Below are 22,011 nucleotides of genomic sequence, written 5' to 3' on the forward strand. Positions count from 1 at the left end.
GCTACGGGCCGGACTCCGGGTCAGCCGGCGGGAACGGTTCGAGTGCCAGCCTGAGGTAGTACAGCGGCGCGTCGCCCCACTCGGCCAGCTCGTCGGGCTGCGCTCCCACGACGGCACCGAACCAGGTGAAGGACCGGTTGACCGCGTGGGTGACCATCGCGGGGCCCATCAGCGCCTGGAGCGCCTCGGCATCGATGACGTCGGACCAGACCGCGGCGTATGCGTCGAGGATCTCGGCCCACGGCTGGTGCGTGACCCGGGTCGCGAAGCCGTAGGGCACTGCGAGGACCTCCAGCACGTGTGCCCACTGGGCATCGCCGAAGTCGAAGAAGCGCAGTCCGTCGTCGAGGACGAACACGTTGCGGGGGTGCAGGTCACCGTGCTGAAGGCTCGAAGGCATCGGCGCTGCGAGCAGTGCTTCCACGGCGGCGTCCACCACTGCTGACCGATCACGCAACGACCGCGCTTCGTCAGCGGCGAGATGCGACGGATGGTCGGCCGGCAGGACGGCCAGCTGCTCGATGAGCCACGAGTACCGCTGAGGGACGGTGCCCGGAGAGCAGTCCGGCAGGCCGCGCTCGACCAGCGTCCCGCCATGGCCTGCCACACGACGCTGGACGCGTGCCGCCCGGGCGACGACGGCTTGCCAGTCCGCCAGCGTGGCGTCGTGGCGCTCCCCCAGGGTCAGCCCGCGGTCGGCCGTCATCATCCAGCCGCGCTCGGCGTCGATCGCCAGCGGCGCCTCGACCTCCCCCGGCTCGAGCTCCGCGAGGGCGAGGTGGACGGCCGGCTCGAACGCGGCCGAGGGGCAGTTGGCCTTGAACCACACCGTGCCGTGGTCGCTCGGCACGACGAGCTGGGTCGACCACGGTCGGATCCGCGGCTGCTCGATGTCCCCCGTGACACCCAGACCAACCGCGGCGAGCTCGTCGGTGATCCACCGCGTTGCCTCGGCGCGCCAGGCGTCGGTCGCCACCTCCTGTGAGAAGCCCGCGTCCATGCCACCCGACTCTAGACAGGCCACGGCCGCGTCTAGAGTCAGGCCATGGACGGCGCCCGCAGGAGCACCCCCGACCCGGAGGTCGAAAACCTTGCCGACCTCGACGCCGTGCTCTCGTCAGGCCGCCCGCTCACCGGCCTGCGCTTCCAGGACCTCGACCTCACGGCATACGAGGACAGCCTGCTCGCTCGAACCGACATCGAAGGGCTCGTGGTCCTCGGTGGGCGCCTCTCGCCCGCCCTGGGCGCGCACCTCGGTGCGCACCGCGCGCTGGTGTTCCCGACCGACCCGCACGCACCGATCGACCCCTATCGCGCCTCGCTCTACACCGCCGACGAGCTGTATGCCGGACTCGCTGGAGGCGGCTACGAGTCGACACCGGATTTCCTTGCGTACCAATGGATGAGGGACGGCGCGGTGCACCGTGACGCCTTCGTCACCCTCCTGCGGGCGATCCACGACGACTCCATCACGGATGCCCTCGACGAGTTCGTCGCAGGGCGCCCCGTCGTCGGTGTCATGGGTGGCCATGCACTGGCGCGTGGCACCACGGCGTATGCCGCCGCGGCGGGACTCGGGCGTTCCCTCGCTGCGGGAGGACTGGTCGTCGCCACTGGTGGCGGACCCGGTGCGATGGAGGCCGCCAACCTCGGAGCCCTCGCCCGCGACGAGTCCTCGGTCGCAGCTGCCCTCGAGCAGCTCGCGGCAGTGCCGTCGTTCCGACCGTCGGTCTCTGCCTGGGTGAGCTCAGCCCTGGCGGTGCGGGCGCAGCTGCCGCGCGCTGACGGCGCGGGCAGCCTCGGCATCCCCACGTGGTTCTACGGCCACGAGCCGCCGAACGTCTTCTGTGACGGCATCGGCAAGTACTTCTCCAACGCGATCCGCGAGGACGGCCTCCTCGCCCGGGCCACCGCGGGGTTGGTCGTCCTCGAGGGAGCGGCGGGCACCGTGCAGGAGATCTTCCAGGCGGTCACCCCTCTCTTCTATGCGCCGGGAGAGTCCCCGCTCGCGCCGCTCGTCCTCGTCGGCCAGGAGTACTGGTCGGAGACGGTGCCGGTCTGGGCCGCCGTGCGCGCCCTGGGCCAGGAGCGCGGCATGGGTTCGGTGATCCACCTGGTCGAGACCGCCGAGCAAGCCGTCCAGATCGTCCTCGCGTCCACCGCGGAGCGCACCGAGGAGGCTCCGTGAAGCTCGCTGACCTGGCCGCACGCCAGTTCACCTACCAGCCGCGAGGCCTGACGCTCGACGGCCCGCTGCCCCTGGGCTACCACCACCTCGCGGTGGAGCGGCGGCTGGGAGCCGGCGACGCGGCATACCGATCGGCCAGTGAGTCCGTGATGACCTATGGGGCCCAGCGAGGACTGGGGCTGCGGCCACAGGCGACGGCCCCGCGGGCTGCTGTCGGCGTGGAGATCCTGAGCCGTCTCCTCGTCGTCGGCGTGCCGTGCCGCATCGTCTGGGCCGAGGAGGGCCCGGAGCGCACCGGGTTCGGCTACGGCACCCTCGAGGGCCACGTCGAGAGCGGCGAGGAGGGCTTCCTCGTGGAGCGCCGCGGCGCCGACGTGTACGCCGTCGTGCGCGCCTACTCACGACCCGCCGGCTGGCTGACGCGTCTCGGCGGTCCGCTGACCCGCAGGCTTCAACACGTCGCCGCGCTCGGTTACCTCAGGGCGGTACAGCGAGCGGTCGACCACGGCTCGTGACGGTCGGGTCACGGCACGGGCCTGGATCGTGGATGCACCCCGGCGACGAGGCCGCCGAGGGCCCGCGACACCGCGCCGGTGGCCAGGTCCACGACCCTGAAGCGCGGCTTTCCGGACGCGTCGGCGCCGAGGAAGACCACGGCGGACCCGTCCTCGGTGAAGTCGGGGTAGAGGGCCCCGCTCCCTGCGGCCACGAGGTTCGTCAGGCGTCGGGGGGCGCCGCCGTCAGGTCGCACGAGGAAGAGGTCGTTGGCGGAGGAGCCGGCCTTCGGAAGTGCGGCGTAGACGATGAGGTCGCCGGTGGGACTCCAGTCGGGTGTCTGCGCGAACACCGCAGGAGGGGTCAGCCGCGTCACCGTGGGCGGTGTCTTCGTGAGGTCGACGCGGGCCAGCGTGACCCCCTTGATGTCCTCGTGGTCCTTGGGGGTCGCGAGCACCCACTCGACCACGAGCGCCTTCCCCGAGGGCGCATAGCGTACGCCGGAGAAGAACTCCCCCGCCTTCGCGCTGAGCAACGTCCTGGTCCTGCCCGTCCCCACCTCCACGGTCTCCAGGGTGCCGCCCGTCTGACCGTGAGGTTGCATGCGGCTGTAGGCGATCTGCGACCCGTCGGGTGACCACGCCGGGTCGTCGAGGTACTCGCAGGGCGTCTCACAGCTGACGACCCGCGTCAGGCCGCTGCCGTCGGTGCCGATCACCCACAGCCCGGCGTTGCTGCCCGCCTGGTCGCCCGAGCCCACGAACGTCAGGCGCGTCCCGTCGGGAGACAAGTCGGGATTGTCCTCCGGTCCGGTGCTCACGGTGTCGAGGGCATGGTCGTCCGAGCCGTCCGGACGCACGAGCTGGATCCGGAATGTGCTGTCCTGGTAGGCCAGCCACTCCTCACCCACCGCCGGCACGGGAGCCGCGGCCGGGGTCGACCTGGTGGCGGTGGTGCCTGACGTGACTGGTGGCGACGTGGCCGCCGCCGAGTCCTCCCCGCTGCAGCCGGCCACTGCCAGCAGCAACACCCCCGACACGGCACCGAGCACTCGAGTTGCCGACATGGCTCCTCCCTTCCGTCTATCGGTCACGAGGCCTTGGGGGCGGCAAAAGGTTGTCGGTGTCGACTTCGTGCCGGACGAGGAGAATGGCGCTGGTCGACCTGGCTCCCGATGACAACCTTGTGGGTGGGTCGGCCGCTCTTCCTGGTGGAGCGAGAGGAGAGGGGCATGGCCGTCGTGGGCACCGCCGAGCACGCCACCACGGCGGGGTTCGACGCCTTCGTCACGGCACGTGGCCCAGCCCTCCTGCGCACCGCCTTCCTCCTGACCGGCGACCGGCAGAGGGCCGAGGACCTCGTCCAGACGGCTCTCGGGAAGACCTGGCCCCGATGGGACTCCATCGAGGTCGGTCCGCGGGAGGCGTACGTCCGTAAGGTCATGCTGACCACCTACATCGCCTGGTGGCGTCGGCGGTGGAACGCCGAGTACCCGACGGAGCAGCTGCCCGAGCTCCCCGCCAGGGGCGTCGACCCCGACCAGCGTCGTGACCTGCTGGTGGCGCTCGCCTCCCTCCCGAAGGGGCAACGTGCCGTCATCGTGCTGCGCTACTTCGAGGACCGCACAGAGGTCCAGACGGCGGAGCTGCTCGGCTGCACCGTCGGGACCGTCAAGAGCCAGAGCGCGCGGGCGCTGGCGACCCTGCGCCAGTGTCCTGCACTCGCCGTGACCGAGGGAGAACTTCGATGAGCGACCTCGACACCCGACTCCGTGAGGCCCTGCACGAGCTCGCCCCGGCCCAACCAGCCACCGACGGGCTGGCCGACGGGGCACGCCACTACGCCGCCCGTGCCCGACGGGCCCGCCAGCTCGGAGTCGCCGGCGCAACGGCCGCCATCCTGGTCGCCGCCGGGCTGCTGCTGGGCTCGTTCGACCCGCCGAGCCGGGTGGTTCCCGCCGGCCCCCTCCTCACCCCGGCCGACTGCTCCCGCTCAGCGACCCTGACCAGCGTTCCCGCGACGGACGTCGTGGACACGGCGGGGGCCGTCGCAGCATGGGCGTGTCCCGACCGGTCACCCCGGCAGTCAACCTCGACGGCGACCAGCCCCTCCGTGGTCGGCCCCGAGGACGGATGGCGGCTGCCCGCGACCGAGGTCACCGGGTCCCGCCTGCGCGGCCTCATGGTGTCTGGTACCAGCGGCCAGTCCTGCGGCCAGATCCGTCCCGGCCCCGCCTTCACCCTCTCCCTCGAGGACGAGTCGGGTCGTGTCAAGGCCTACCGCAGCACCGAGATGACGTGCGGTGGCGCCTACGCACTGGCCTCGTTCCTCGACCTCCTCGCCGGCGAGGAGGTCGACGCCCGCCCCGCCTCGACACCGAGCGCCGCTCTCGACTGCCGCACGGACGAGACCTGGCTGCGGACCCACCCGACCTCGCGCACCCACCTCCTGCACTCCCCACTGGTCGCCGCGACCTTCTGCCTGGAGCCGAACTTCGTGTCCGGGGATCCGATGACGCCGATCCAACCCCTGACGACACGCAGCTACCGGTCCATGGCCCTGCCCGCCGACACGCTCGCCGCGCTCAACTCGGACCTCACCTCGGACTGGGGCGGCTGGTTCACGGGGAACGGCGGCTGCAGCTTCGAGGGCCCGTGGACCTACACGATCGTGGGCGCGACCAGCGCCGGCGATGAGCGCATGTTCGCCACCGCGTGCCTCGACGAGCTGTGGGTCACCGGGGCAGCCCGCACCGGCTTCATCCCTTCGGCGCCAACCACGGCGGCTCTGGAAGCCCTCGTCCCACCCAGCTGACCTCGGCTCCGTCAGTCGAAGACGATGGTGCGACGGCCGCGCAGCACCACGCGGTGCTCGGCGTGCCAGCGCAGCGCCCGCGCGAACGCCATGGCTTCCAGCTCCTGTCCCACCGACGCCAGCTCGGCCGGGCTCATCCGGTGGTCGACGCGCCGAAAGTCCTGCTCGATGATCGGGCCCTCGTCGAGGTCCGCGGTGACGTAGTGCGCCGTCGCACCGATGACCTTGACCCCGCGGTCGTGGGCCTGGGTGTAGGGCTTGGCCCCCTTGAAGCTCGGCAGCAGCGAGTGGTGGATGTTGATGATGCGACCCTGGAAGTCGGTGCACAGCTCGCCCGACAGGATCTGCATGTAGCGCGCCAGGGCGACCGTGTCGGCCGAGTAGTGCTCCACGAGGCGCCGAAGCTCGGCCTCGGCCGCCGGCTTGGTGTCGCGAGTGACGGGGACGTAGTGGTAGGGGATGCCGTGCCACTGCGCCAGCGCGCGGAAGTCCTCGTGGTTGGAGACGATGGCCGGCACCTCGATCGGCAGCGACCCGCTCTCGACCCGGAACAGCAGGTCGTTGAGGCAGTGACCCTGCTGGCTCACCATGACCAGCACCCGGCGTCGCCGAGACAGGTCGTGCGCGGCATACGTCATCGCGAACTCCGTTGCGACGCTTGCCATCGCCGCGTCCAACGCCTCCACCGGCAGGGCAGAACCCTCGCGCAAGAGGTGCATCCGCAGGTGGAACTCCCCCGCCCTCAGGTCGGCGAACTGCTGGCTGTCGAGGATGGTCATCGACAGGTCGAGCATCACCCCGGAGACGGCGTGCACGATCCCGCGCCTATCTGCGCACGAGACGGTCAGGACGAACTCTCGGCCCGTCTCGGCAGGTGCGGCAGGAGTGGAGCTCACGCGACCAGCCTAGGGGCGGACGGGAGGACTACGGGCGGGTGACCATCACGATGCCGAGGCACATCTCGTCGGTGGTGCCCTCGCCCCAGACGATGTAGCGCTCCGGCTGGCCCTGGAACGACGGCAGCTTGTCGCGCAGGCTCTGGTCGTGGGTACACGACACCGTGAGGGTGTCCCCGATCTTGATCCTGACGGCCGGGTTGACCGGGCGGCTCCCCTGGTCGTCGAAGTCCCAGATCGGGATGTCGAGGACGGTGCGCTCGTTGGCCTTCCCCTTGTTGACGGTGATCGAGATCTTGGTGCCGAGCAGGTGCATGTGCCCGGCGACCGCCCGGATCGTCGACCCCTGGGTCACCGTCCGGGTACAGGTCTGCGTCGGGCCGGCCTTGTTGCCGGGGCACAGCAGGTGCAGGGCGTCCCCCGCGCGGCTCGCGCCCCCGAAGCGACGCTGCACGTCGGCCATCGCCGCTGCCCGGTCGCACAGCGGACCCTTCTTCCCGGGCCGGCACGGCACCTCGACCGGCGCGGGGAGCAGCACCGTCTGGAGGGTCTGGCGCGAGCCGTCGTCGGCGGCCACGCGCAGCTTGGCGGCGCTCAGGTCGGGCGACCGTCCCGCGAGCAGGTTGTAGTGGACCTGCATGATGATGCGCGAGCCGGCTTCGACCGGCATACCGAGGTCCTTGGCGAGGACCCGCTCGCCACCACCGGGCGCCCACGCACCCAGCCACGGCGCCCCGTTGAGGCCGGCACCCTGGCTCTCCACGCCGGTCCCACCGAAGCAGGTCCAGCCCTGGCCGGTCTGGCTTCGATCCATCGCCTCCGCAGCGGCCACCTTGTCGGGCGGCACCCGGAACAGGATCACGTGGTGCACGACGTCGGGGTTGCCCGGCAGCACGTTGATGCCGGTCACGACCGACTTGGCCGTCAGGTGGGGGTCGAGCAGGAAGCAGCGGTAGTCGTCCGTTCCCGGGGCGGCCGGCGCCTTGGGGGTGTATGCCGCGGGCATCCGGAGGGTGACGAAGCGCTCCCCCGTGCGCAGTGCAGCCTCAGGCGGTGCAGTGCTGCCCGAGTGCTGGTGACCGGACGACGGTGTCGAGGTCCCCGCGGGAGCCGCCTGCGTCGACTGGGTCGCGCGCGACGCCGGGGCGGCCCCAGGCTCGGGGTCGCCGGCGGCGCAACCAGTGAGGAGCAGGAGGAAAGCCCCAGCCGTCAGGATCGGCGCACGCAGCATCACCGCACGAGCATAGGCAGACCAGCCCCCGCCCGGTGCTCGATCGCTGTGACCGGACGCTCTCAGCGGGTGTGGCGAGCACCACAGCGTCACACGCGAGGCTGGTCTGGTGATCGCTAGGCCGTGGAGGCCGCGAGCTGGCCGCAGGCGCCGTCGATGTCCTGGCCCCGGGTGTCGCGGATCGTCGTCGGGATGCCGTGGGCGCGCAGCCGTTCGACGAACTGCTGCTCGACCCCGGGTCGGGAGGCCGTCCACTTCGAGCCCGGCGTGGGGTTGAGGGGGATCGGGTTGACGTGCACCCAGCCCCGGCCACGCGCATTGAGTTTCTTTCCGAGGAGGTCGGCCCGCCACGCGTGGTCGTTGATGTCCTTGATGAGCGCGTACTCGATGCTCACCCGGCGCCCCGTCACCTCGTAGTAGCGGTGGGCAGCATCGAGGGCCTCGTCAACGCTCCACCGGGTGTTGATCGGCACGAGCTCGTTGCGCAGCTCGTCGTCAGGCGCGTGCAGCGACAGGGCCAGCGTGACCGGGATCCCCTCCGCGGCGAGCTTGTCGATCGCCGGGACGAGGCCGACCGTCGACATGGTGATGCCCCGCGCCGACATCCCGAGGCCGTCCGGCGCGGGGTCGGTCAGCCGCCGGATCGCGCCGATCGCGGCCTTGTAGTTGGCCAGCGCCTCGCCCATGCCCATGAACACGACGTTCGAGATGCGGGTGGGGCCGGTCGCCTCGACAGGACGCTCGTCGCCGTCCTCGGTGCCGTCCTCGTCGCCCAGCTCGGCCTGGTGTTCGGCATTCCCGACCGTGCCGTGGCTGCGCGCTCCGGCGCCGCCCGCGCCCTGCGCGAGCTCGCCGCTGCGCAGCAGCCGCGCACCGGCCACGACCTGCTCGACGATCTCGGCCGCACTCATGTTCCGGGTGAGCCCGGCCTGTCCGGTCGCGCAGAAGGGACAGTTCATGCCGCAGCCGGCCTGGCTCGAGATGCAGATGGTCACGCGCTTGGGATAGCGCATCAGCACCGACTCGACGATGGCACCGTCGTGCAGCTTCCAGGCGTTCTTGATCGTCATGCCGTCGTCGGCCGTGCGCTGCACGAGGGGGGTGAGCAAGGTCGGCAGCAGGTCGGCCACGAGCTCGTCGCGGATCGCCTTGGGCAGGTCGGTCATCTCCTCGGGCGAGGCGACCAGCCGTTCGAAGTAGTGCGTCGACAGCTGCTTGGCCCGGAAGCCCTTGTGCCCCAGCGCCTCGACGGCCTCCTTGCGCTCAGCCGGAGACAGGTCGGCCAGATGCCGTGGTGGCTTGCCCCGACGAGGGGCGGTGAAGGTCAGCTGGCCAGGTTGGGGGCGCTCGCTGGTGGGCTCGGGGAGGTCCGTGGTCATGGTGCCCCCAGTCTCGCAGGTGCGCGGGTATGCCGTGGTGTCAGGCGGGTGGGACGACCCAGGCGAGCAGGGCCCAGGCCAGCGGCGCGACGAGCAGCACGGAGTCGAGCCGGTCCATGATCCCGCCGTGCCCGGGCAGCAGCGTGCCCATGTCCTTGATGCCCAGGTCGCGCTTGATCGTGGACTCGGTGAGGTCACCCACGGTGGCAGCCACCGCTGCACTCGCTCCCAGCAGCGCGCCACCCCACCACGGCCCGTCGAGGGTCAGCACGACCGCGATCGCACCGCCGACGACGCACGCGACCATCGAGCCGGCGAAGCCCTCCCAGGACTTCTTGGGGCTGACCGACGGCGCCATGGGGTGCTTGCCGAACAGGACACCGGCGGCGTAGCCGCCGACGTCGCTGAGCACCGCGACGAGGAGGAAGATGAAGACCCGGCGGGCGCCGTCGTGCGGAGTGGCCAGCATGAGGGCGGCGAAGCCCGCGAGGAAGGAGGGGTAGACCGCGACGAAGAACCCCCCGGCGATGTCGCGCACCGCGTCGAGCACGCCGTCGGCGATGCGCCACAACAGGATGCCGACACAGGTCAGGCCGACGGTCACGACCAGGGCCTCCCCGCCGCCGACGTAGGCCGAGACGAGCATGCTGACGCTGCCGACCACACTGGGGACCAGGGGCACGTTGATCGACACCTGGGCCAGCGCCCGACGCAGCTCCCACACGCCGACGACGATGGCCACCACGATGATCCCGAGCATCAGCTCCTTGCGCAGGACCAGAGAGCCGATGATGAGTGCGCCCAGGCCGAGGCCGACCCCGATCGCCGCGGGCAGGTTGCGCCCCGCCCTCGACGGCCGACCGCCCCGGGCCGACGCGGGGACGGACTCGTCGGGAGCCGCACCGTCGCGGGAGGTGTCCGGCGAGGCCGACCCTCCGGGCACGCCAGAGCCCGCGGCGTCAGAGGCCGCGCGACGGTCGCGACGGGACTGGGACATGTTCATGACCAGCGCTGGGTGAGGTTGAGGACGAGCCGCTCAGACCTCGCGCAGCTCGGTCTCCTTGCCCTTCAGCAGCTCGTCGATGAGCTCGACGTACTTCTTGGTGCTCGCGTCCAGCTCCTTCTCGGCGCGGCTGCCGTCGTCCTCGCCCACGTCGCCGTCCTTGACCAGCTTGTCCAGCTCGTCCTTGGCCTTGCGGCGGACGTTGCGGATCGACACCTTGGCGTCCTCGCCCTTGTGCCGAGCGAGCTTGACGTAGTCCTTGCGACGTTCCTCGGTGAGCATGGGCAGCACGCAGCGAATGACGTTGCCGTCGTTGCTGGGGTTCACGCCCAGGTCGGAGTCGCGCAGGGTCTTCTCGATCTCGTGCATCGCCGACTTGTCGAACGGCGTGATCAGGATGGTGCGTGCCTCCGGCGTCTGGAACGACGCCAGCTGCTGCAGCGGGGTCGGAGCGCCGTAGTAGTCGACGGTGAGCTTGTTGAACATGCCCGGGGTCGCCCGGCCCGTGCGGATTCCCGCGAAGTCCTCCTTGGCGACCTCGACGGCCTTTTCCATCTTCTCTTCGGCCTCGAGGAGAGTCTCTTCAATCATGTCCTGCTCCTTCTCGGGCGCTCCCCTGTCGGGGCTACGCCGGTCGTGGTGTGGTCAGTCTGGTGGGTGGGTCAGTGAGTGCCGACTCAGCCCGGCGTGACCAGCGTGCCGATCTTCTCACCGCGCAACGCCCGCACCACGTTGCCCTCGCCTTCCATGCCGAACACGACCATCGGCAGCTTGTTCTCCATGCACAGGCTGAACGCCGCCGCGTCGACCACGCGCAGGCCCTGTTGGAGGGCTTCCTGGTAGCTGATCTCGTCGAGCTTGCGGGCCTGCGGGTTGGTGCGCGGGTCGGAGTCGTAGACGCCGTCCACGCCGTTCTTGCTCATCAGGACCGCGTCGCACTTGATCTCCAGGGCCCGCTGGGCGGACACCGTGTCGGTGGAGAAGAACGGCATGCCCGCGCCCGCGCCGAAGATGACCACGCGGCCCTTCTCGAGGTGGCGGATGGCGCGACGAGGGATGTATGGCTCGGCGACCTGGCCCATCGCGATCGCGGTCTGGACGCGGGTCTCGATGCCTTCCTTCTCGAGGAAGTCCTGCAGGGCGAGGCAGTTCATCACGGTGCCGAGCATGCCCATGTAGTCGGCACGCGTCCGGTCCATCCCCTGCTGCTGGAGCTCTGAGCCCCGGAAGAAGTTGCCACCACCGATCACGACGGCCACCTGGATGCCCTCGTTGACCGACTGGGCGATCTGCTGGGCGATGCCCCGCACGACCTCGGGTGCCAGTCCGACGCGACCACCACCGAAGACCTCGCCGGACAGCTTGAGCAGGACCCGGCGATGCGGTGCCGACGATCCAGGGGCGGACGATCCGGCTGGGGCGGTCTGCTCGGGGACAGCAGTCACGAGGGATCCTCCTGAAGATGTGCGGGCGGTCACCGAATCCTTCCACACTCCCGGGAGCGGCATGGTGTCGGTTGCACCACCGTCAGCCCTGCGTGGCAGGGTGTCACCATCACGTGGTCCGCACTCCACGGACCACGGACCACGGGCCACACCACTGTCCATCGATGCACCAAAGGAGACAAGCGCATGAGGTCAGGCATCCTTCCGGGGCATCGCGACGAGACGGTTCGCCCGCAGGACGACCTGTTCGGCCACGCGAACGGCACCTGGGTCCGCACGACCGAGATCCCCGGCGACCGGGGCCGCTACGGGACCTTCGACATGCTGCGCGAGCAGTCCGACGAGCGGGTGCGCACGATCATCGAGCGGGCCGCGGCGGACCACAGCGCCGCTCCCGGCTCGCCCACCCGCAAGGTCGGCGACCTCTACCGCTCGTTCATGGACGAGGCCCGAGCCGAGACACTGGGGCTGACCCCGATCGAGAAGGACCTTGCCGACATCGCGGCGATCAGCGGGACCGACGACCTGTTCCGGGCCCTCGGTCGCCTGCAGCGCCAGGGTGGACCGGGCCTGTTCGACTTCGGCGTCGCCCCCGACGCCAAGAACCCGGAGGAATACGTCCTCTACCTCGGTCAGGGCGGCCTGGGCCTGCCCGACGAGTCCTACTACCGCGAGGAGCGGCACGCGGCCATCCTCACGGCATACCTGCCGCACGTGGCCCGGATGCTCGGATTCGCCGGCATCGGCGACGGCTCGACGGAGGACGGCTCGCCGGCCGCCCGCGTGGTGGCCCTGGAGACGCGGCTGGCCGGCCACCACTGGGACAACGTCGCCACCCGCGACGCGGTGAAGAGCTACAACCCCTACGCCTTCGCGGCCCTCGAGGGCCTGGCCCCCAACGTCCTGTGGGGTGACTTCGTCGGCGGGCTCGAGGCACGCGAGGCGTTCGAGCACGTCGTCGTGGGTCAGCCGTCCTACCTCGAGGGCCTGTCCGTCGCGCTCGACGAGGTCGCCCTCGACGACTTCAAGTACTGGTTGGCCTTCCACGTCGTCGCCTCGGCGGCGCCGCTGCTGGGCAAGGAGCTGGTCGACGCCGAGTTCGACTTCACCGGACGGGTCATCTCGGGCCTCCCGGAGAACCGCGAGCGCTGGAAGCGCGGCGTCTCCCTCGTCGAGGGGGCGATCGGCGAGGCGGTCGGCCAGCTGTATGCCGCGGAGTTCTTCCCTCCCGAGGCCAAGAAGCGGATGCTCGAGCTCGTCGGCAACCTCGTCGAGGCGTTCAGGCAGTCCTTCGAGGGGCTCGACTGGATGGGCCCCCAGACCCGAGAGCAGGCCCTGGCCAAGCTCGCCTCGTTCACGCCCAAGGTCGGCTACCCCGACCGCTGGCGCGACTACTCCTCGCTGACGATCGACGACGACCTCGTGGGCAACGTGCGCCGAGCCAACGAGTTCGAGCTCCAGCGCCAGCTGGACAAGCTCGGGGGCCCGATCGACCGCGACGAGTGGCTGATGCTGCCGCAGACCGTCAACGCCTACTACCACCCGCTGATGAACGAGATCGTCTTCCCGGCCGGCATCCTTCAGCCGCCGTTCTTCGACATGGACGCCGACGACGCCGTCAACTACGGCGGGATCGGTGCCGTCATCGGTCACGAGATCGGGCACGGCTTCGACGACCAGGGGTCGCGGTACGACGCCACCGGGGCCCTGCGCGACTGGTGGACCGAGGAGGACCGGTCCCGCTTCGACGAGCGCACCCAGGCCCTCATCGCCCAGTTCAGCACGCTCTCCCCGCTCGCTGCCCCCGACGAGAAGGTCAACGGAGCCCTCACGGTGGGCGAGAACATCGGCGACCTCGGCGGGCTGGCCATCGGCTACTCCGCCTACCGCATCGCGACGCAGGGCCAGGACGCACCCGAGCTCGACGGCTACACCGGGCCGCAGCGGTTCTTCCTCGGGTGGGCGCAGGTCTGGTCCGGCAAGGCGCGCACCGAGGAGGCCAAGCGGCTGCTCGCGATCGACCCGCACTCTCCCACTGAGGTGCGGGCGAACGCCGTCCGCAACTGCGACGAGTTCCACGAGGCGTTCGGGGTGACCGAGGGCGACGGCATGTGGCTGGCTCCGGAGGAGCGCGTCCACATCTTCTGACCGACCCGTCGAGCGGTCATCGGTCCGCGTTCCCGGGTCAGATCCCCGGGTCAGATCCCCGCATTCCGCAGCATGAACTCGGTGTCCGTGTCGCGTCCACCGCGTGGGTCCGGCCCGGGGTCGACGTCGTGCGTGGTCGTCAGGTCCTCGGGAGCCACCCGTTCGGGCAGGTGGGTGAAGTCCGGCAGCTCGTGCTCCACCTGACGACGCGGCGTGTGCTTCGTTCGTCTCCCCATGGCGTGAGTATGCGGCAGAAGTGGTCAGTTTTCGAGAAGCGCTGCAGCGGCCCCCCTCGGAGAATGGTCTCGACAGCCCACCACGACCTCGGGGAGACACCATGGCGACCACGACGAAGGCCACCGACAAGACGGCCACCGCGAAGAAGACCACCACGAAGGCCGCGCCGAAGACCGCCGGCAGCAAGAGCGGGTTCACCGCCGACGAACGCGCCGCGATGAAGGAACGCGCCAAGGAAGCCAAAGGCGCCGTCGGCGAGCAGGACCTGCTCGACAAGATCGCCGAGATGCCCCCGGAGGACCGCGAGCTGGCCGAGCGCCTGCACGAGATCATCACCAAGGCCGCTCCGGACCTCGAGCCCTCGACCTGGTACGGCATGCCCGCGTACAAACGAGACGGCAAGGCGGTGGCGTTCTTCAAGCCCGCCAGCAAGTTCAAGGCGCGCTACGCCACGTTCGAGTTCAACGACAGCGCCAAGCTGGACGACGGCGACATGTGGCCCATCGGCTACGCCCTCACGCGGCTGACGCCGGCCCTCGAGAAGCAGATCGCGGCCCTGGTCAAGAAGGCGGCAGGCTGACGGCGCGGCCGGCTACCCGGCATACCCCAACGACGCGACGAGGCCCCCCACCATCCGGKGGGGGGCCTCGTCGTGTGGTGCCGGATCGTGACTGAGCGGGTCAGCCGCCGACGCGGTAGCGGACGAAGGAGGTGACCTTCGTGCCGGCCTCGGCGAGGACCTTCTCGACGGTCTTCTTGGCGTCCTTGGCGAACGGCTGCTCGAGCAGGACGTTCTCCTTGAAGAAGCCGTTGACGCGACCCTCGACGATCTTGGGCAGGGCAGCCTCGGGCTTGCCCTCCTCCTTGGCCGTGGCCTCGGCGACGCGACGCTCCTGCTCGACGGTGGCCGGGTCGACCTCGTCACGAGTCAGCACGGTCGGGCTGAACGCCGCGACGTGCATGGCCACGTCGCGAGCGATCTGCTCGTCGCCACCCTCGGCGCCGACGAGCACACCGATCTGGGCGGGCAGGTCGGGGCTGGTCTTGTGCAGGTAGGACACGACGACCGGGGCCTCGACGCGGGAGACGCGCTTGACCTCGATCTTCTCGCCGATGGTTGCGTTGGCGTTGTCGAGCAGCTCCTGGACGGTGGAACCGTCCTCGAGCGAGCTCTTGAGCAGCGCGTCCGCGTCAGCGGCGCCGGAGGCGACGCTCTGGGCGAGGACCTGGGCAGCCAGGGCGATGAACTTCTCGCTCTTGGCCACGAAGTCGGTCTCGCACAGGACCTCGACGAGAGTGCCCACGCCGTCACCGGACTGGGCAGCGACCAGTCCGTTGGACGTGGTGCGGCCCTCGCGCTTGGTGACGCCCTTGAGGCCCTTCACGCGAAGGATCTCGGTGGCCTTGTCACGGTCGCCGTCGGCCTCGTCGAGCGCCTTCTTGACGTCGAGCATGCCAGCGCCTGTGGACCCGCGCAGGGCCTTGATGTCAGCGGCGGTGTAGTTCGCCATAGATGTTTCTCAGCTCATTTCTAACAAGGTGCCCATGCCGTCAGGCAGGGCTGCGGAAGGGGTGGGCTCAGGCCTTGGCCTCGGCAGCAGCGGTCTCCTCGGCGGCCGGCGCCTCGGGGGCGGCGGTCTCCTCGGTGGCGGCCGCAGCCTCAGGGGCGGCGGGCTCCTCGGCGACGGGCGCCTCGGTGGCCTCGGCGACGGGCGCCTCGACGGGAGCAGCAGCCTCGACGGGGGCAACCTCGACAGGGGCAGCCTCGACAGGGGCAGCCTCGGTCGCGTCGGCGGCAGCGGTAGCGCCGGCCTCCGGGGCGGCAGCCTCGGCGGTCTCGGCGGCGTCGCCACCGAGCAGCTCGCGCTCCCACTCGGCCATCGGCTCGTCACCGGCGACGACACCCTCGGCCTGCTCACCGGACTTGCCGGAGCTGCGGGCGATGAGGCCCTCGGCCACGGCGTCGGCGATGACGCGGGTCAGCAGGGTGACGGAGCGAATGGCGTCGTCGTTGCCGGGGATCTTGTAGTCGACCTCGTCGGGGTCGCAGTTGGTGTCGAGGATGGCAATGACCGGCAGGCCGAGCTTGCGCGCCTCGAAGACGGCGAGGTGCTCCTTCTTGGTGTCCACGATCCACACGGCCGAGGGGACCTTGGCCATGTTGCGGATGCCGCCGAGGGTCTTCTCGAGCTTGTCCTTCTCCCGCTTGAAGATCAGGAGTTCCTTCTTGGTGTAGCCCGACCCTGCGACGTTGTCGTAGTCGAGCTCCTCGAGCTCCTTGAGGCGCGTGAGGCGCTTGGAGATCGTGTTGAAGTTGGTGAGCATGCCACCGAGCCAACGGTGGTTGACGTAGGGCATCCCGACCCGGGTCGCCTGCTCGGCGATGGGCTCCTGGGCCTGCTTCTTCGTGCCGACGAAGAGGATGGAACCGCCGTGGGCGACCGTCTCCTTGACGAACTCGAAGGCGTTGTTGATGTAGGTCAACGACTGCTGCAGGTCGATGATGTAGATGCCGTTGCGCTCGGTCATGATGAAGCGCTTCATCTTGGGGTTCCAGCGACGGGTCTGGTGCCCGAAGTGGACGCCGCTCTCGAGGAGCTGGCGCATGGTAACGACGGCCATGCCGTGTCTCCTTGTGTCGTTGTCAGTTGCGTCGGTAGGCCGCATGGGTGCGACTACCTGCCTGGCGCCTGCAACGCACCCCACCGGCATACTCACCGGACTGCTGTGGTGCGCCCCCGTTTCGTCGGCGAGCCGAGTCAACGGGCGGAAGACGCGCGAAGTAGGTCTGCGTGTGTGAACACACGTGGACCGCCGACCATCGTACGTGCTCACGGGCGTGATCGAGAAATCGCCAGCGCCTCTGACGTGACCCTCCCGTGCCCCTCCCCGGCCCCCTCGAGCCCCCCGAAAACCCGGACGACCTCTCGCACGGACGCCGGTAGGCTCGCCCTCTTGTGACCACCCTCCTGTCCCGACTCGGCGAATGGGTCGCACCGGCACGCATGGGCGTGCCGTTCCGCTGGAACCTGGCGTCCTCCTGGACAGGCCAGCTCGGCGACGGGATCGCGCTGGCCGCCGGTCCCCTGCTCGTCGCCTCGCTGACGCGCGACCCCGCCCTCATCGCCGCGGCGGCGATGGTCCAGAACCTGCCCACGCTGCTGCTCGGCCTGTATGCCGGCGCCGTCGCCGACCGCGTCGATCGCCGCTGGCTCGTGCTCACGGGCAACCTCGTGCGGGTGGTCGTGCTGGCGATCCTGGTCGTGACCATCGCCACGGGCACGGTCTCGATCGCCCTGCTCCTCGTGACCCTGTTCGCGGTGGGTGTGGCGGAGCTCTTCGCCGACACCGGCTGGCGGGCCGTCCTACCGATGATCGTGCCCAAGGCCGACCTCGGCGTCGGCAACGCCCGGCAGATGTCCGGGTTTCTCGTGGCCAACCAGTTCATCGGTCCGGCGGTCGGCGCGAGCCTGTTCGCCCTGGGGTCCGCCGTCCCGTTCGGGGTGCAGGGCAGCGCCCTGCTGCTGTCGGCCGCGCTGTTCGCGAAGGTGCGCCTGCCACGCGAGGACACCCGCGAGCGTCCGGAGCAACACATCGGCCACGACATCCTCGACGGGCTGCGCTGGATCGCCGGCAACGCGCCGATCCGCACCCTCACCCTCGTCATCTTCATCTTCAACATCACCTGGGGCGCCCCTTGGGGCGTCCTCGTCTACTGGGCGCAGGAGCGGCTGGGTGTCGGCGCGGTGGGGTTCGGCCTCCTCACGACGGCCTCGGCGGTGGGCGGCGTGACCTCGGTGCTGCTCTACGACCGGCTCGAACGACGCGTGCCGCTGGCCCGCCTCATGAAGATCTGTCTGGTGCTCGAGGTGCTCACCCACCTCGCCCTCGCGCTGACCACGGTGCCCTGGGTCGCCATGGGGATCATGGTCGTGTTCGGCGGGTACGCGTTCGTGTGGGGCTCCCTCTCCTCGGCCGTCCGCCAGCGAGGCACGCCGAACGAGTTCCAGGGCCGGGTCGGGAGCGTCTACTGGGTGGGGCTGATCGTCGGGCTGCTCGTGGGCCAGTTCCTCGGGGGCCTCCTCGCTCGCCACTTCGGCGCCGCGGCCCCGTTCTGGTTCGCCTTCATCGGCTCCGGCGTGACCCTTGTGCTCGTGTGGCGTCAGCTCGGACACATCGCGCACGCCGACGAGGCGCACGCCGACGAGGCGCACGCCGACGAGGACGAAGCGCGGGCCCACCCGCCACGCGCCGAGGGATAGGTTCCGGTCCACGGTCGTCACGCGGCATACCCTCAGGCGCATGGCCCGTCCACCCGGCAAACCCGCACTGGCCCCGTTCGGCACCACGATCTTCGCTGAGATGACAGCTCTGGCCACCGAGCACGGCGCCGTCAACCTCGGCCAGGGCTTCCCCGACACCGACGGGCCCCGGGCAATGCTCGACGCGGCCAAGGCGGCCATCGACGGCGGGCGCAACCAGTACCCGCCTGGCCCCGGTGTCCCCGAGTTGCTCGATGCCGTCGCGGCCCACCAGGCGCGCTTCTACGGCCTCGGCGTCGACCCGAAGTCCGAGGTGCTCGTCACCGTCGGCGCCACCGAAGCCATCGCCGCGACCATCCTCGCCTTCTGCGAGCCGGGCGACGAGGTCGTCACCTTCGAGCCCTACTACGACTCGTATGCCGCGTCGATCGCCTTGGCGGGCGCGGTGCGTCGCACGTCGGTGCTGCGCTTCCCGGACTTCGCGGTGGACGAGGAGTCGCTGCGGGCCGCCTTCTCGTCACGCACCCGGCTGGTGCTGCTCAACACGCCCCACAACCCCACGGGCAAGGTCTTCAGCCGAGCCGAGCTCGAGCTGATCTGTTCTCTCGCAAGGGAGTTCGACGCGTGGGTGGTGACCGACGAGGTCTACGAGCACCTGGTCTTCGGCGATGCCGTGCACCTGCCTGTCGCGACCCTGCCCGAGATGTGGGAGCGGACCCTGACGATCTCGTCCGCCGGCAAGACCTTCTCCGCCACCGGGTGGAAGGTCGGCTGGGTGTCGGGGCCCGCAGCCGCGGTGGCCGCCGTGCGCGCGGTCAAGCAGTTCCTCACGTTCGTGGGGTCCGGCCCCTTCCAGCCCGCCGTCGCCCTGGCCCTCGCCCTGGACGACGAGGTGTATGCCGGGCTGGCGCGCTCGCTGGAAGCCAAACGAGACCTGCTCGTCGCAGGGCTCCGGTCGGCGGGGCTGGAGGTGTCGGTGCCCGGCGGGACCTACTTCGTCGTCGCCGATGCAGCTCCCCTGGGCGCAACAGACGCCCTCGCGTTCTGCCGGGAGCTGCCCGCACGGGCAGGCGTCGTGGGCGTGCCGGTGTCGGTGTTCCACGACGACGTCGCGGCCGCCCGGACCCTGGTGCGGTTCGCGTTCTGCAAACGGGACGAGGTGCTCCACGAGGCGGTGGAACGGCTGAGCCGGCTGTAGGTCGACAGCCGGGCGGTATCGCTGCCCGACATCCACACCGCCCACGTGAAGGACCGCGCCGTCCACAGGTCGCCGTCCCCTGCCGGGCGCCCGCAGGAGCGGACCGCGATCCTGAGCCGATGCATCCAGCAGCCGTGTCGCTCCTGCCCGTCGCTGCGTTGGTCCTCGCCGGCACCACCCTGTCGGCGGTTCCGACCGGGCGGGAGCACCCTGGCCTCCCGTCCTCCTCCGCGTCGACCAGTGCGCCATCGTGGAACCAGCTGGCCGCAGCGGTCCCGCGCGACTCGAGCCGCGCCCCGTCCCCCGCCCTGCGCGGCCGCTGGGCCTGGCCGCTGCAGCCGCAGCCCGCCCTGGTCCGGCCCTTCGTGCGACCGGCCACGACGTACGGCGCCGGGCACCGCGGCGCGGATCTCACCGGGGCGGCGCAGCAGGAGGTCCATGCCGTGGAGGCGGGCACGGTGACCCACGTGGGCAGCATCGCGGGTCGTGGCACCGTCAGCGTCCTGCACGCCTCCGGGATCCGTTCGACCTACGAGCCGGTGGAGTCGGCGGTGGTCGCGGGTTCGGCCGTGGCGCGGGGAGCTGTCCTGGGGCGGCTGGACGAGCACGGGTCGCACTGCGGCGCCGCCGTGTGCCTGCACCTGGGGGCGATCCGGGGCGACGTCTACCTCGACCCCCTGACCTTCCTGGAGGGCGGCCGGCGAGTGCGCTTGCTGCCGCTGGCCCCCTAGGTGTTGCCGCTGCCGGCTCCGGATCGATTGCCCCTGACCCCAGTGCCTCTGGCCCCAGTGCCCGCGGACCGACTCCCTCCGGACCACGTGTGCCGAAGCCCGTGGTTGGCGGGTCAGGCGCCCGAGGGGTATGGCCAGGGTTTGCACCCACCGAGGTCGAGGGTCTGCTGGACCATCACGGGGGCGCGCTTGCCCTTGCCGGGGCAGGTCCGGTGCTGGTGACCGAGGCCGTGACCGACCTCGTGGTTGACCTGGTACACGCGGTAGAGCGCCACGTCGGCGCCGTAGCTGTCGTCGCCCAGAGCCCACCGGCGGAAGTTGAGCACCGACCGCTCGCCGTTCCAGCACGACACCTGGGACAGGGTCCGCATCGGGGCACACAACCTGTCGGTCAGGCCAGGGCTGGCCAGCGTGACCCGAACGTCCACGTGGGCGCCCTTGGCCTCCTGCTGCGGGGTGACGTTGACGAAGCGGACACCGTCGACCTTCTGCCACCCCTTGGGGTCGAGCAGCACGGACTGGATCGTCGTCCCCACCTGCGCCGGGTCGACACCGAGCCCACCCTCGATCTCCACCGTGTACCTGACGGTCCGCCCGGAGGTCGCCACCGGAGCCCGCGGCACCGAGACGACCGTGAGCTTGCCGGTGCCCTCCTGCGGGACCTCGGTGGCACCCGCCGCGGTCGTCTCGGTCGCCGCCGAGCCGTCCTCGTTGTTGGTCGTCCGGGTGGCCGTCGCGGAGGGTTTCGCTGGAGTGGTGACCCGTGAGGCAGCTGCACCGACCGGAGCCGTGTCGCCCCTGGTGGTGAGTCGCACGGTCACCACGGCCACGAGAAGGAGGATGACCGTGACTGCGATGGTGCGGCGGAGCCGCACCTGCCGGCTGGGGCGGCGGCGGTGCCGAGGCGGCGTGCGGGTCATCCGCGAGTCCTCACTCACGCGCTGGCACTGCTCCTCTCGAGAGACGCGGACCCCGTGGGGTCCGAGCGACGACTGTGGCATCCATCTTCCCCCTTCCGACCGGCTCGCAGACCACGGCGCGCCCGGGTGGCGGCTGCCGAGAGCTCGAATCGGTTGTCACGCACGCGGGTGCGCCTGTCGGTAGGACTGCTTGAGCCGGTCGACGGAGACATGGGTGTAGATCTGGGTGGTCGCCAGCGACGCGTGGCCGAGCAGTTCCTGGACGAGCCGCAGGTCAGCTCCCCCTTCGAGCAGGTGGGTGGCCGCGCTGTGGCGCAGCCCGTGCGGGCCGAGGTCCGGTGCGTTCGGGACGTGTTCGAGCAGGGAGTGCACCGCTGCCCTGATCTGTCGCGGGTCGGCCCGACGACCCCGACGCCCCAGAAGCAGGGCCGGGCCACTGCCGTCCACGGCGACCTGGGGTCGTCCGAGGGTGAGCCAGGCCTGAACGGCGTCGCGCGCCGGGGCCCCGAAGGGCACCGTCCGCTCCTTGCCCCCCTTGCCCATCACGCGCACCACACCGCGGTCGAGATCGAGGTCGTCGATGTCGAGGGCAGTGAGCTCGCCGACGCGGATCCCGCTGGCGTAGAGAAGCTCCAAGGCAGCCCGGTCGCGCAGGTGCATCGAGTCCTGGTCGTCGCTGGCCACCGCCGCGACGTCCATCAGAGCCGTGGCGTCAGACTGCCGCAGCACCTCGGGGAGGTGGCCACCGCGTTTCGGCGCGGCCAGCCGCAAGGAGGGATCGTGCTCTACCCGCCCGGTGCGCGTGGCCCAGCCGAGGAAGGTCCGGGCTGCGGCTGACCGCCGCGCGATCGTCGAGCGAGCCGCCCCCGACTCCGCCTGGGCCGCCAGCCAGCCTCGCAGGTCACGCAGCCCCACATCGGCGAGGTCCGTGATCCCGCACTCGGCGTCCAGGAACTCCACCAGGCCCCGCAGGTCGCCGAGGTAGGCCCGAGTGGTGTGCTCCGACCGGCCTCGCTCGCTGCGCAGGTGGCGCTCGAACGCAGCCAGCGTCTGCGCCATGGACT

At 70.6% G+C, this 22,011-nt stretch carries 22 protein-coding genes; 9 read left to right on the plus strand and 13 right to left on the minus strand.

Going from position 1 to position 22,011, the window contains the following annotated elements; all coding sequences use genetic code 11:
- Window position 1: 1 nt before the first annotated feature.
- Entirely contained in the window at window positions 2–1,000 is a 999-nt protein-coding gene (locus tag AC1DS4_RS08430; RefSeq protein WP_477632670.1) for an aminoglycoside phosphotransferase family protein, read from the minus strand.
- Window positions 1,001–1,045: 45 nt separating this feature from the next.
- On the opposite strand from AC1DS4_RS08430, the gene AC1DS4_RS08435 reads away from it, so the two are divergent.
- Together AC1DS4_RS08435 and AC1DS4_RS08440 are read left to right on the plus strand one after the other, a co-directional pair.
- Window positions 1,046–2,188, plus strand: coding sequence for an LOG family protein (locus AC1DS4_RS08435; RefSeq protein WP_477632671.1), 1,143 nt, complete (start codon window positions 1,046–1,048; stop codon window positions 2,186–2,188).
- Complete coding sequence (locus AC1DS4_RS08440) at window positions 2,185–2,703, plus strand: DUF1990 family protein (protein ID WP_477632672.1); 519 nt, start codon at window positions 2,185–2,187, stop codon at window positions 2,701–2,703. The genes AC1DS4_RS08435 and AC1DS4_RS08440 overlap by 4 nt, the downstream gene beginning before the upstream one ends.
- Before the next feature lie 8 nt (window positions 2,704–2,711).
- On the opposite strand, the gene AC1DS4_RS08445 is transcribed toward AC1DS4_RS08440, so the two are convergent.
- Entirely contained in the window at window positions 2,712–3,749 is a 1,038-nt protein-coding gene (locus AC1DS4_RS08445; protein ID WP_477632673.1) for a TolB family protein, read from the minus strand.
- Between the two features lie 165 nt (window positions 3,750–3,914).
- On the opposite strand from AC1DS4_RS08445, the gene AC1DS4_RS08450 reads away from it, so the two are divergent.
- Complete coding sequence (locus AC1DS4_RS08450; protein ID WP_477615444.1) at window positions 3,915–4,433, plus strand: SigE family RNA polymerase sigma factor; 519 nt, start codon at window positions 3,915–3,917, stop codon at window positions 4,431–4,433.
- Window positions 4,430–5,497, plus strand: a complete 1,068-nt coding sequence (locus tag AC1DS4_RS08455) for a hypothetical protein (protein ID WP_477632674.1) — start codon at window positions 4,430–4,432, stop codon at window positions 5,495–5,497. The genes AC1DS4_RS08450 and AC1DS4_RS08455 overlap by 4 nt, the downstream gene beginning before the upstream one ends.
- 11 nt (window positions 5,498–5,508) lie before the next feature.
- Here the strand turns inward: AC1DS4_RS08455 and purU are convergent, their stop codons facing one another.
- The 6 genes from purU to pyrH form a co-directional block, all read right to left on the minus strand.
- The gene (purU, locus tag AC1DS4_RS08460; protein WP_477632675.1) at window positions 5,509–6,393 is read right to left on the minus strand and encodes a formyltetrahydrofolate deformylase; all 885 of its coding nucleotides are present in this window, start codon (window positions 6,391–6,393) and stop codon (window positions 5,509–5,511) included.
- Between the two features lie 28 nt (window positions 6,394–6,421).
- Window positions 6,422–7,624, minus strand: a complete 1,203-nt coding sequence (locus AC1DS4_RS08465; protein WP_477632767.1) for a monooxygenase — start codon at window positions 7,622–7,624, stop codon at window positions 6,422–6,424.
- 116 nt (window positions 7,625–7,740) lie between these two features.
- Complete coding sequence (rlmN, locus tag AC1DS4_RS08470; protein ID WP_477632676.1) at window positions 7,741–9,003, minus strand: 23S rRNA (adenine(2503)-C(2))-methyltransferase RlmN; 1,263 nt, start codon at window positions 9,001–9,003, stop codon at window positions 7,741–7,743.
- Between the two features lie 40 nt (window positions 9,004–9,043).
- The gene (locus AC1DS4_RS08475) at window positions 9,044–10,006 is read right to left on the minus strand and encodes a phosphatidate cytidylyltransferase (protein ID WP_477632677.1); all 963 of its coding nucleotides are present in this window, start codon (window positions 10,004–10,006) and stop codon (window positions 9,044–9,046) included.
- Window positions 10,007–10,039: 33 nt separating this feature from the next.
- Complete coding sequence (frr, locus tag AC1DS4_RS08480) at window positions 10,040–10,597, minus strand: ribosome recycling factor (protein ID WP_477615449.1); 558 nt, start codon at window positions 10,595–10,597, stop codon at window positions 10,040–10,042.
- Between the two features lie 86 nt (window positions 10,598–10,683).
- On the minus strand, window positions 10,684–11,451 hold the full coding sequence (gene pyrH / locus AC1DS4_RS08485; protein ID WP_477632678.1) for a UMP kinase: 768 nt from the start codon (window positions 11,449–11,451) through the stop codon (window positions 10,684–10,686).
- 186 nt (window positions 11,452–11,637) lie between these two features.
- Between pyrH and AC1DS4_RS08490 the strand changes: the two genes are divergently transcribed.
- Complete coding sequence (locus AC1DS4_RS08490) at window positions 11,638–13,599, plus strand: M13 family metallopeptidase (protein WP_477632679.1); 1,962 nt, start codon at window positions 11,638–11,640, stop codon at window positions 13,597–13,599.
- Window positions 13,600–13,649: 50 nt separating this feature from the next.
- Here AC1DS4_RS08490 and AC1DS4_RS08495 read toward each other — a convergent pair whose 3' ends face one another.
- Window positions 13,650–13,835, minus strand: coding sequence for a hypothetical protein (locus tag AC1DS4_RS08495; protein ID WP_477615452.1), 186 nt, complete (start codon window positions 13,833–13,835; stop codon window positions 13,650–13,652).
- Between the two features lie 101 nt (window positions 13,836–13,936).
- On the opposite strand from AC1DS4_RS08495, the gene AC1DS4_RS08500 reads away from it, so the two are divergent.
- Window positions 13,937–14,416: an iron chaperone gene (locus tag AC1DS4_RS08500; RefSeq protein WP_477623383.1), complete on the plus strand. Its 480-nt coding sequence runs from the start codon at window positions 13,937–13,939 to the stop codon at window positions 14,414–14,416.
- Window positions 14,417–14,516: 100 nt separating this feature from the next.
- Here AC1DS4_RS08500 and tsf read toward each other — a convergent pair whose 3' ends face one another.
- Window positions 14,517–15,347 (minus strand): translation elongation factor Ts, encoded by an 831-nt coding sequence (gene tsf, locus AC1DS4_RS08505; RefSeq protein WP_477632680.1) that lies wholly within the window; start codon window positions 15,345–15,347, stop codon window positions 14,517–14,519.
- Between the two features lie 67 nt (window positions 15,348–15,414).
- A complete protein-coding gene (gene rpsB / locus AC1DS4_RS08510) occupies window positions 15,415–16,458 on the minus strand; it encodes a 30S ribosomal protein S2 (RefSeq protein WP_477632681.1) in 1,044 nt (347 codons plus the stop codon).
- A 335-nt stretch (window positions 16,459–16,793) separates the two neighbouring features.
- On the opposite strand from rpsB, the gene AC1DS4_RS08515 reads away from it, so the two are divergent.
- The 3 genes from AC1DS4_RS08515 (at window position 16,794) to AC1DS4_RS08525 (ending at window position 20,027) form a co-directional block, all read left to right on the plus strand.
- On the plus strand, window positions 16,794–18,098 hold the full coding sequence (locus tag AC1DS4_RS08515) for an MFS transporter (RefSeq protein ID WP_477632682.1): 1,305 nt from the start codon (window positions 16,794–16,796) through the stop codon (window positions 18,096–18,098).
- A 40-nt stretch (window positions 18,099–18,138) separates the two neighbouring features.
- Window positions 18,139–19,296, plus strand: coding sequence for a pyridoxal phosphate-dependent aminotransferase (locus AC1DS4_RS08520; protein ID WP_477623379.1), 1,158 nt, complete (start codon window positions 18,139–18,141; stop codon window positions 19,294–19,296).
- 119 nt (window positions 19,297–19,415) lie between these two features.
- Complete coding sequence (locus AC1DS4_RS08525; RefSeq protein ID WP_477615458.1) at window positions 19,416–20,027, plus strand: peptidoglycan DD-metalloendopeptidase family protein; 612 nt, start codon at window positions 19,416–19,418, stop codon at window positions 20,025–20,027.
- Between the two features lie 113 nt (window positions 20,028–20,140).
- Here the strand turns inward: AC1DS4_RS08525 and AC1DS4_RS08530 are convergent, their stop codons facing one another.
- Complete coding sequence (locus tag AC1DS4_RS08530; protein WP_477632683.1) at window positions 20,141–20,965, minus strand: DUF3152 domain-containing protein; 825 nt, start codon at window positions 20,963–20,965, stop codon at window positions 20,141–20,143.
- A gap of 138 nt (window positions 20,966–21,103) precedes the next feature.
- Complete coding sequence (locus tag AC1DS4_RS08535; protein ID WP_477615609.1) at window positions 21,104–22,006, minus strand: tyrosine recombinase XerC; 903 nt, start codon at window positions 22,004–22,006, stop codon at window positions 21,104–21,106.
- Window positions 22,007–22,011 lie beyond the last annotated feature (5 nt).

This window comes from Pedococcus sp. P3_C7 (assembly GCF_056402615.1).

Bases quoted from the DNA above. Each gene is read 5' to 3' on its own strand.
- AC1DS4_RS08520 (WP_477623379.1), top strand. From the start codon at position 18,139: ATGGCCCGTCCACCCGGCAAACCCGCACTGGCCCCGTTCGGCACCACG.
- AC1DS4_RS08475 (WP_477632677.1), bottom strand. From the start codon at position 10,006: ATGAACATGTCCCAGTCCCGTCGCGACCGTCGCGCGGCCTCTGACGCC.
- AC1DS4_RS08430 (WP_477632670.1), bottom strand. From the start codon at position 1,000: ATGGACGCGGGCTTCTCACAGGAGGTGGCGACCGACGCCTGGCGCGCC.
- AC1DS4_RS08495 (WP_477615452.1), bottom strand. From the start codon at position 13,835: ATGGGGAGACGAACGAAGCACACGCCGCGTCGTCAGGTGGAGCACGAG.
- AC1DS4_RS08490 (WP_477632679.1), top strand. From the start codon at position 11,638: ATGAGGTCAGGCATCCTTCCGGGGCATCGCGACGAGACGGTTCGCCCG.
- AC1DS4_RS08455 (WP_477632674.1), top strand. From the start codon at position 4,430: ATGAGCGACCTCGACACCCGACTCCGTGAGGCCCTGCACGAGCTCGCC.
- AC1DS4_RS08465 (WP_477632767.1), bottom strand. From the start codon at position 7,624: ATGCTGCGTGCGCCGATCCTGACGGCTGGGGCTTTCCTCCTGCTCCTC.
- AC1DS4_RS08535 (WP_477615609.1), bottom strand. From the start codon at position 22,006: ATGGCGCAGACGCTGGCTGCGTTCGAGCGCCACCTGCGCAGCGAGCGA.
- tsf (WP_477632680.1), bottom strand. From the start codon at position 15,347: ATGGCGAACTACACCGCCGCTGACATCAAGGCCCTGCGCGGGTCCACA.
- AC1DS4_RS08500 (WP_477623383.1), top strand. From the start codon at position 13,937: ATGGCGACCACGACGAAGGCCACCGACAAGACGGCCACCGCGAAGAAG.
- AC1DS4_RS08525 (WP_477615458.1), top strand. From the start codon at position 19,416: ATGCATCCAGCAGCCGTGTCGCTCCTGCCCGTCGCTGCGTTGGTCCTC.
- AC1DS4_RS08450 (WP_477615444.1), top strand. From the start codon at position 3,915: ATGGCCGTCGTGGGCACCGCCGAGCACGCCACCACGGCGGGGTTCGAC.
- frr (WP_477615449.1), bottom strand. From the start codon at position 10,597: ATGATTGAAGAGACTCTCCTCGAGGCCGAAGAGAAGATGGAAAAGGCC.
- rpsB (WP_477632681.1), bottom strand. From the start codon at position 16,458: ATGGCCGTCGTTACCATGCGCCAGCTCCTCGAGAGCGGCGTCCACTTC.
- rlmN (WP_477632676.1), bottom strand. From the start codon at position 9,003: ATGACCACGGACCTCCCCGAGCCCACCAGCGAGCGCCCCCAACCTGGC.
- AC1DS4_RS08435 (WP_477632671.1), top strand. From the start codon at position 1,046: ATGGACGGCGCCCGCAGGAGCACCCCCGACCCGGAGGTCGAAAACCTT.
- AC1DS4_RS08445 (WP_477632673.1), bottom strand. From the start codon at position 3,749: ATGTCGGCAACTCGAGTGCTCGGTGCCGTGTCGGGGGTGTTGCTGCTG.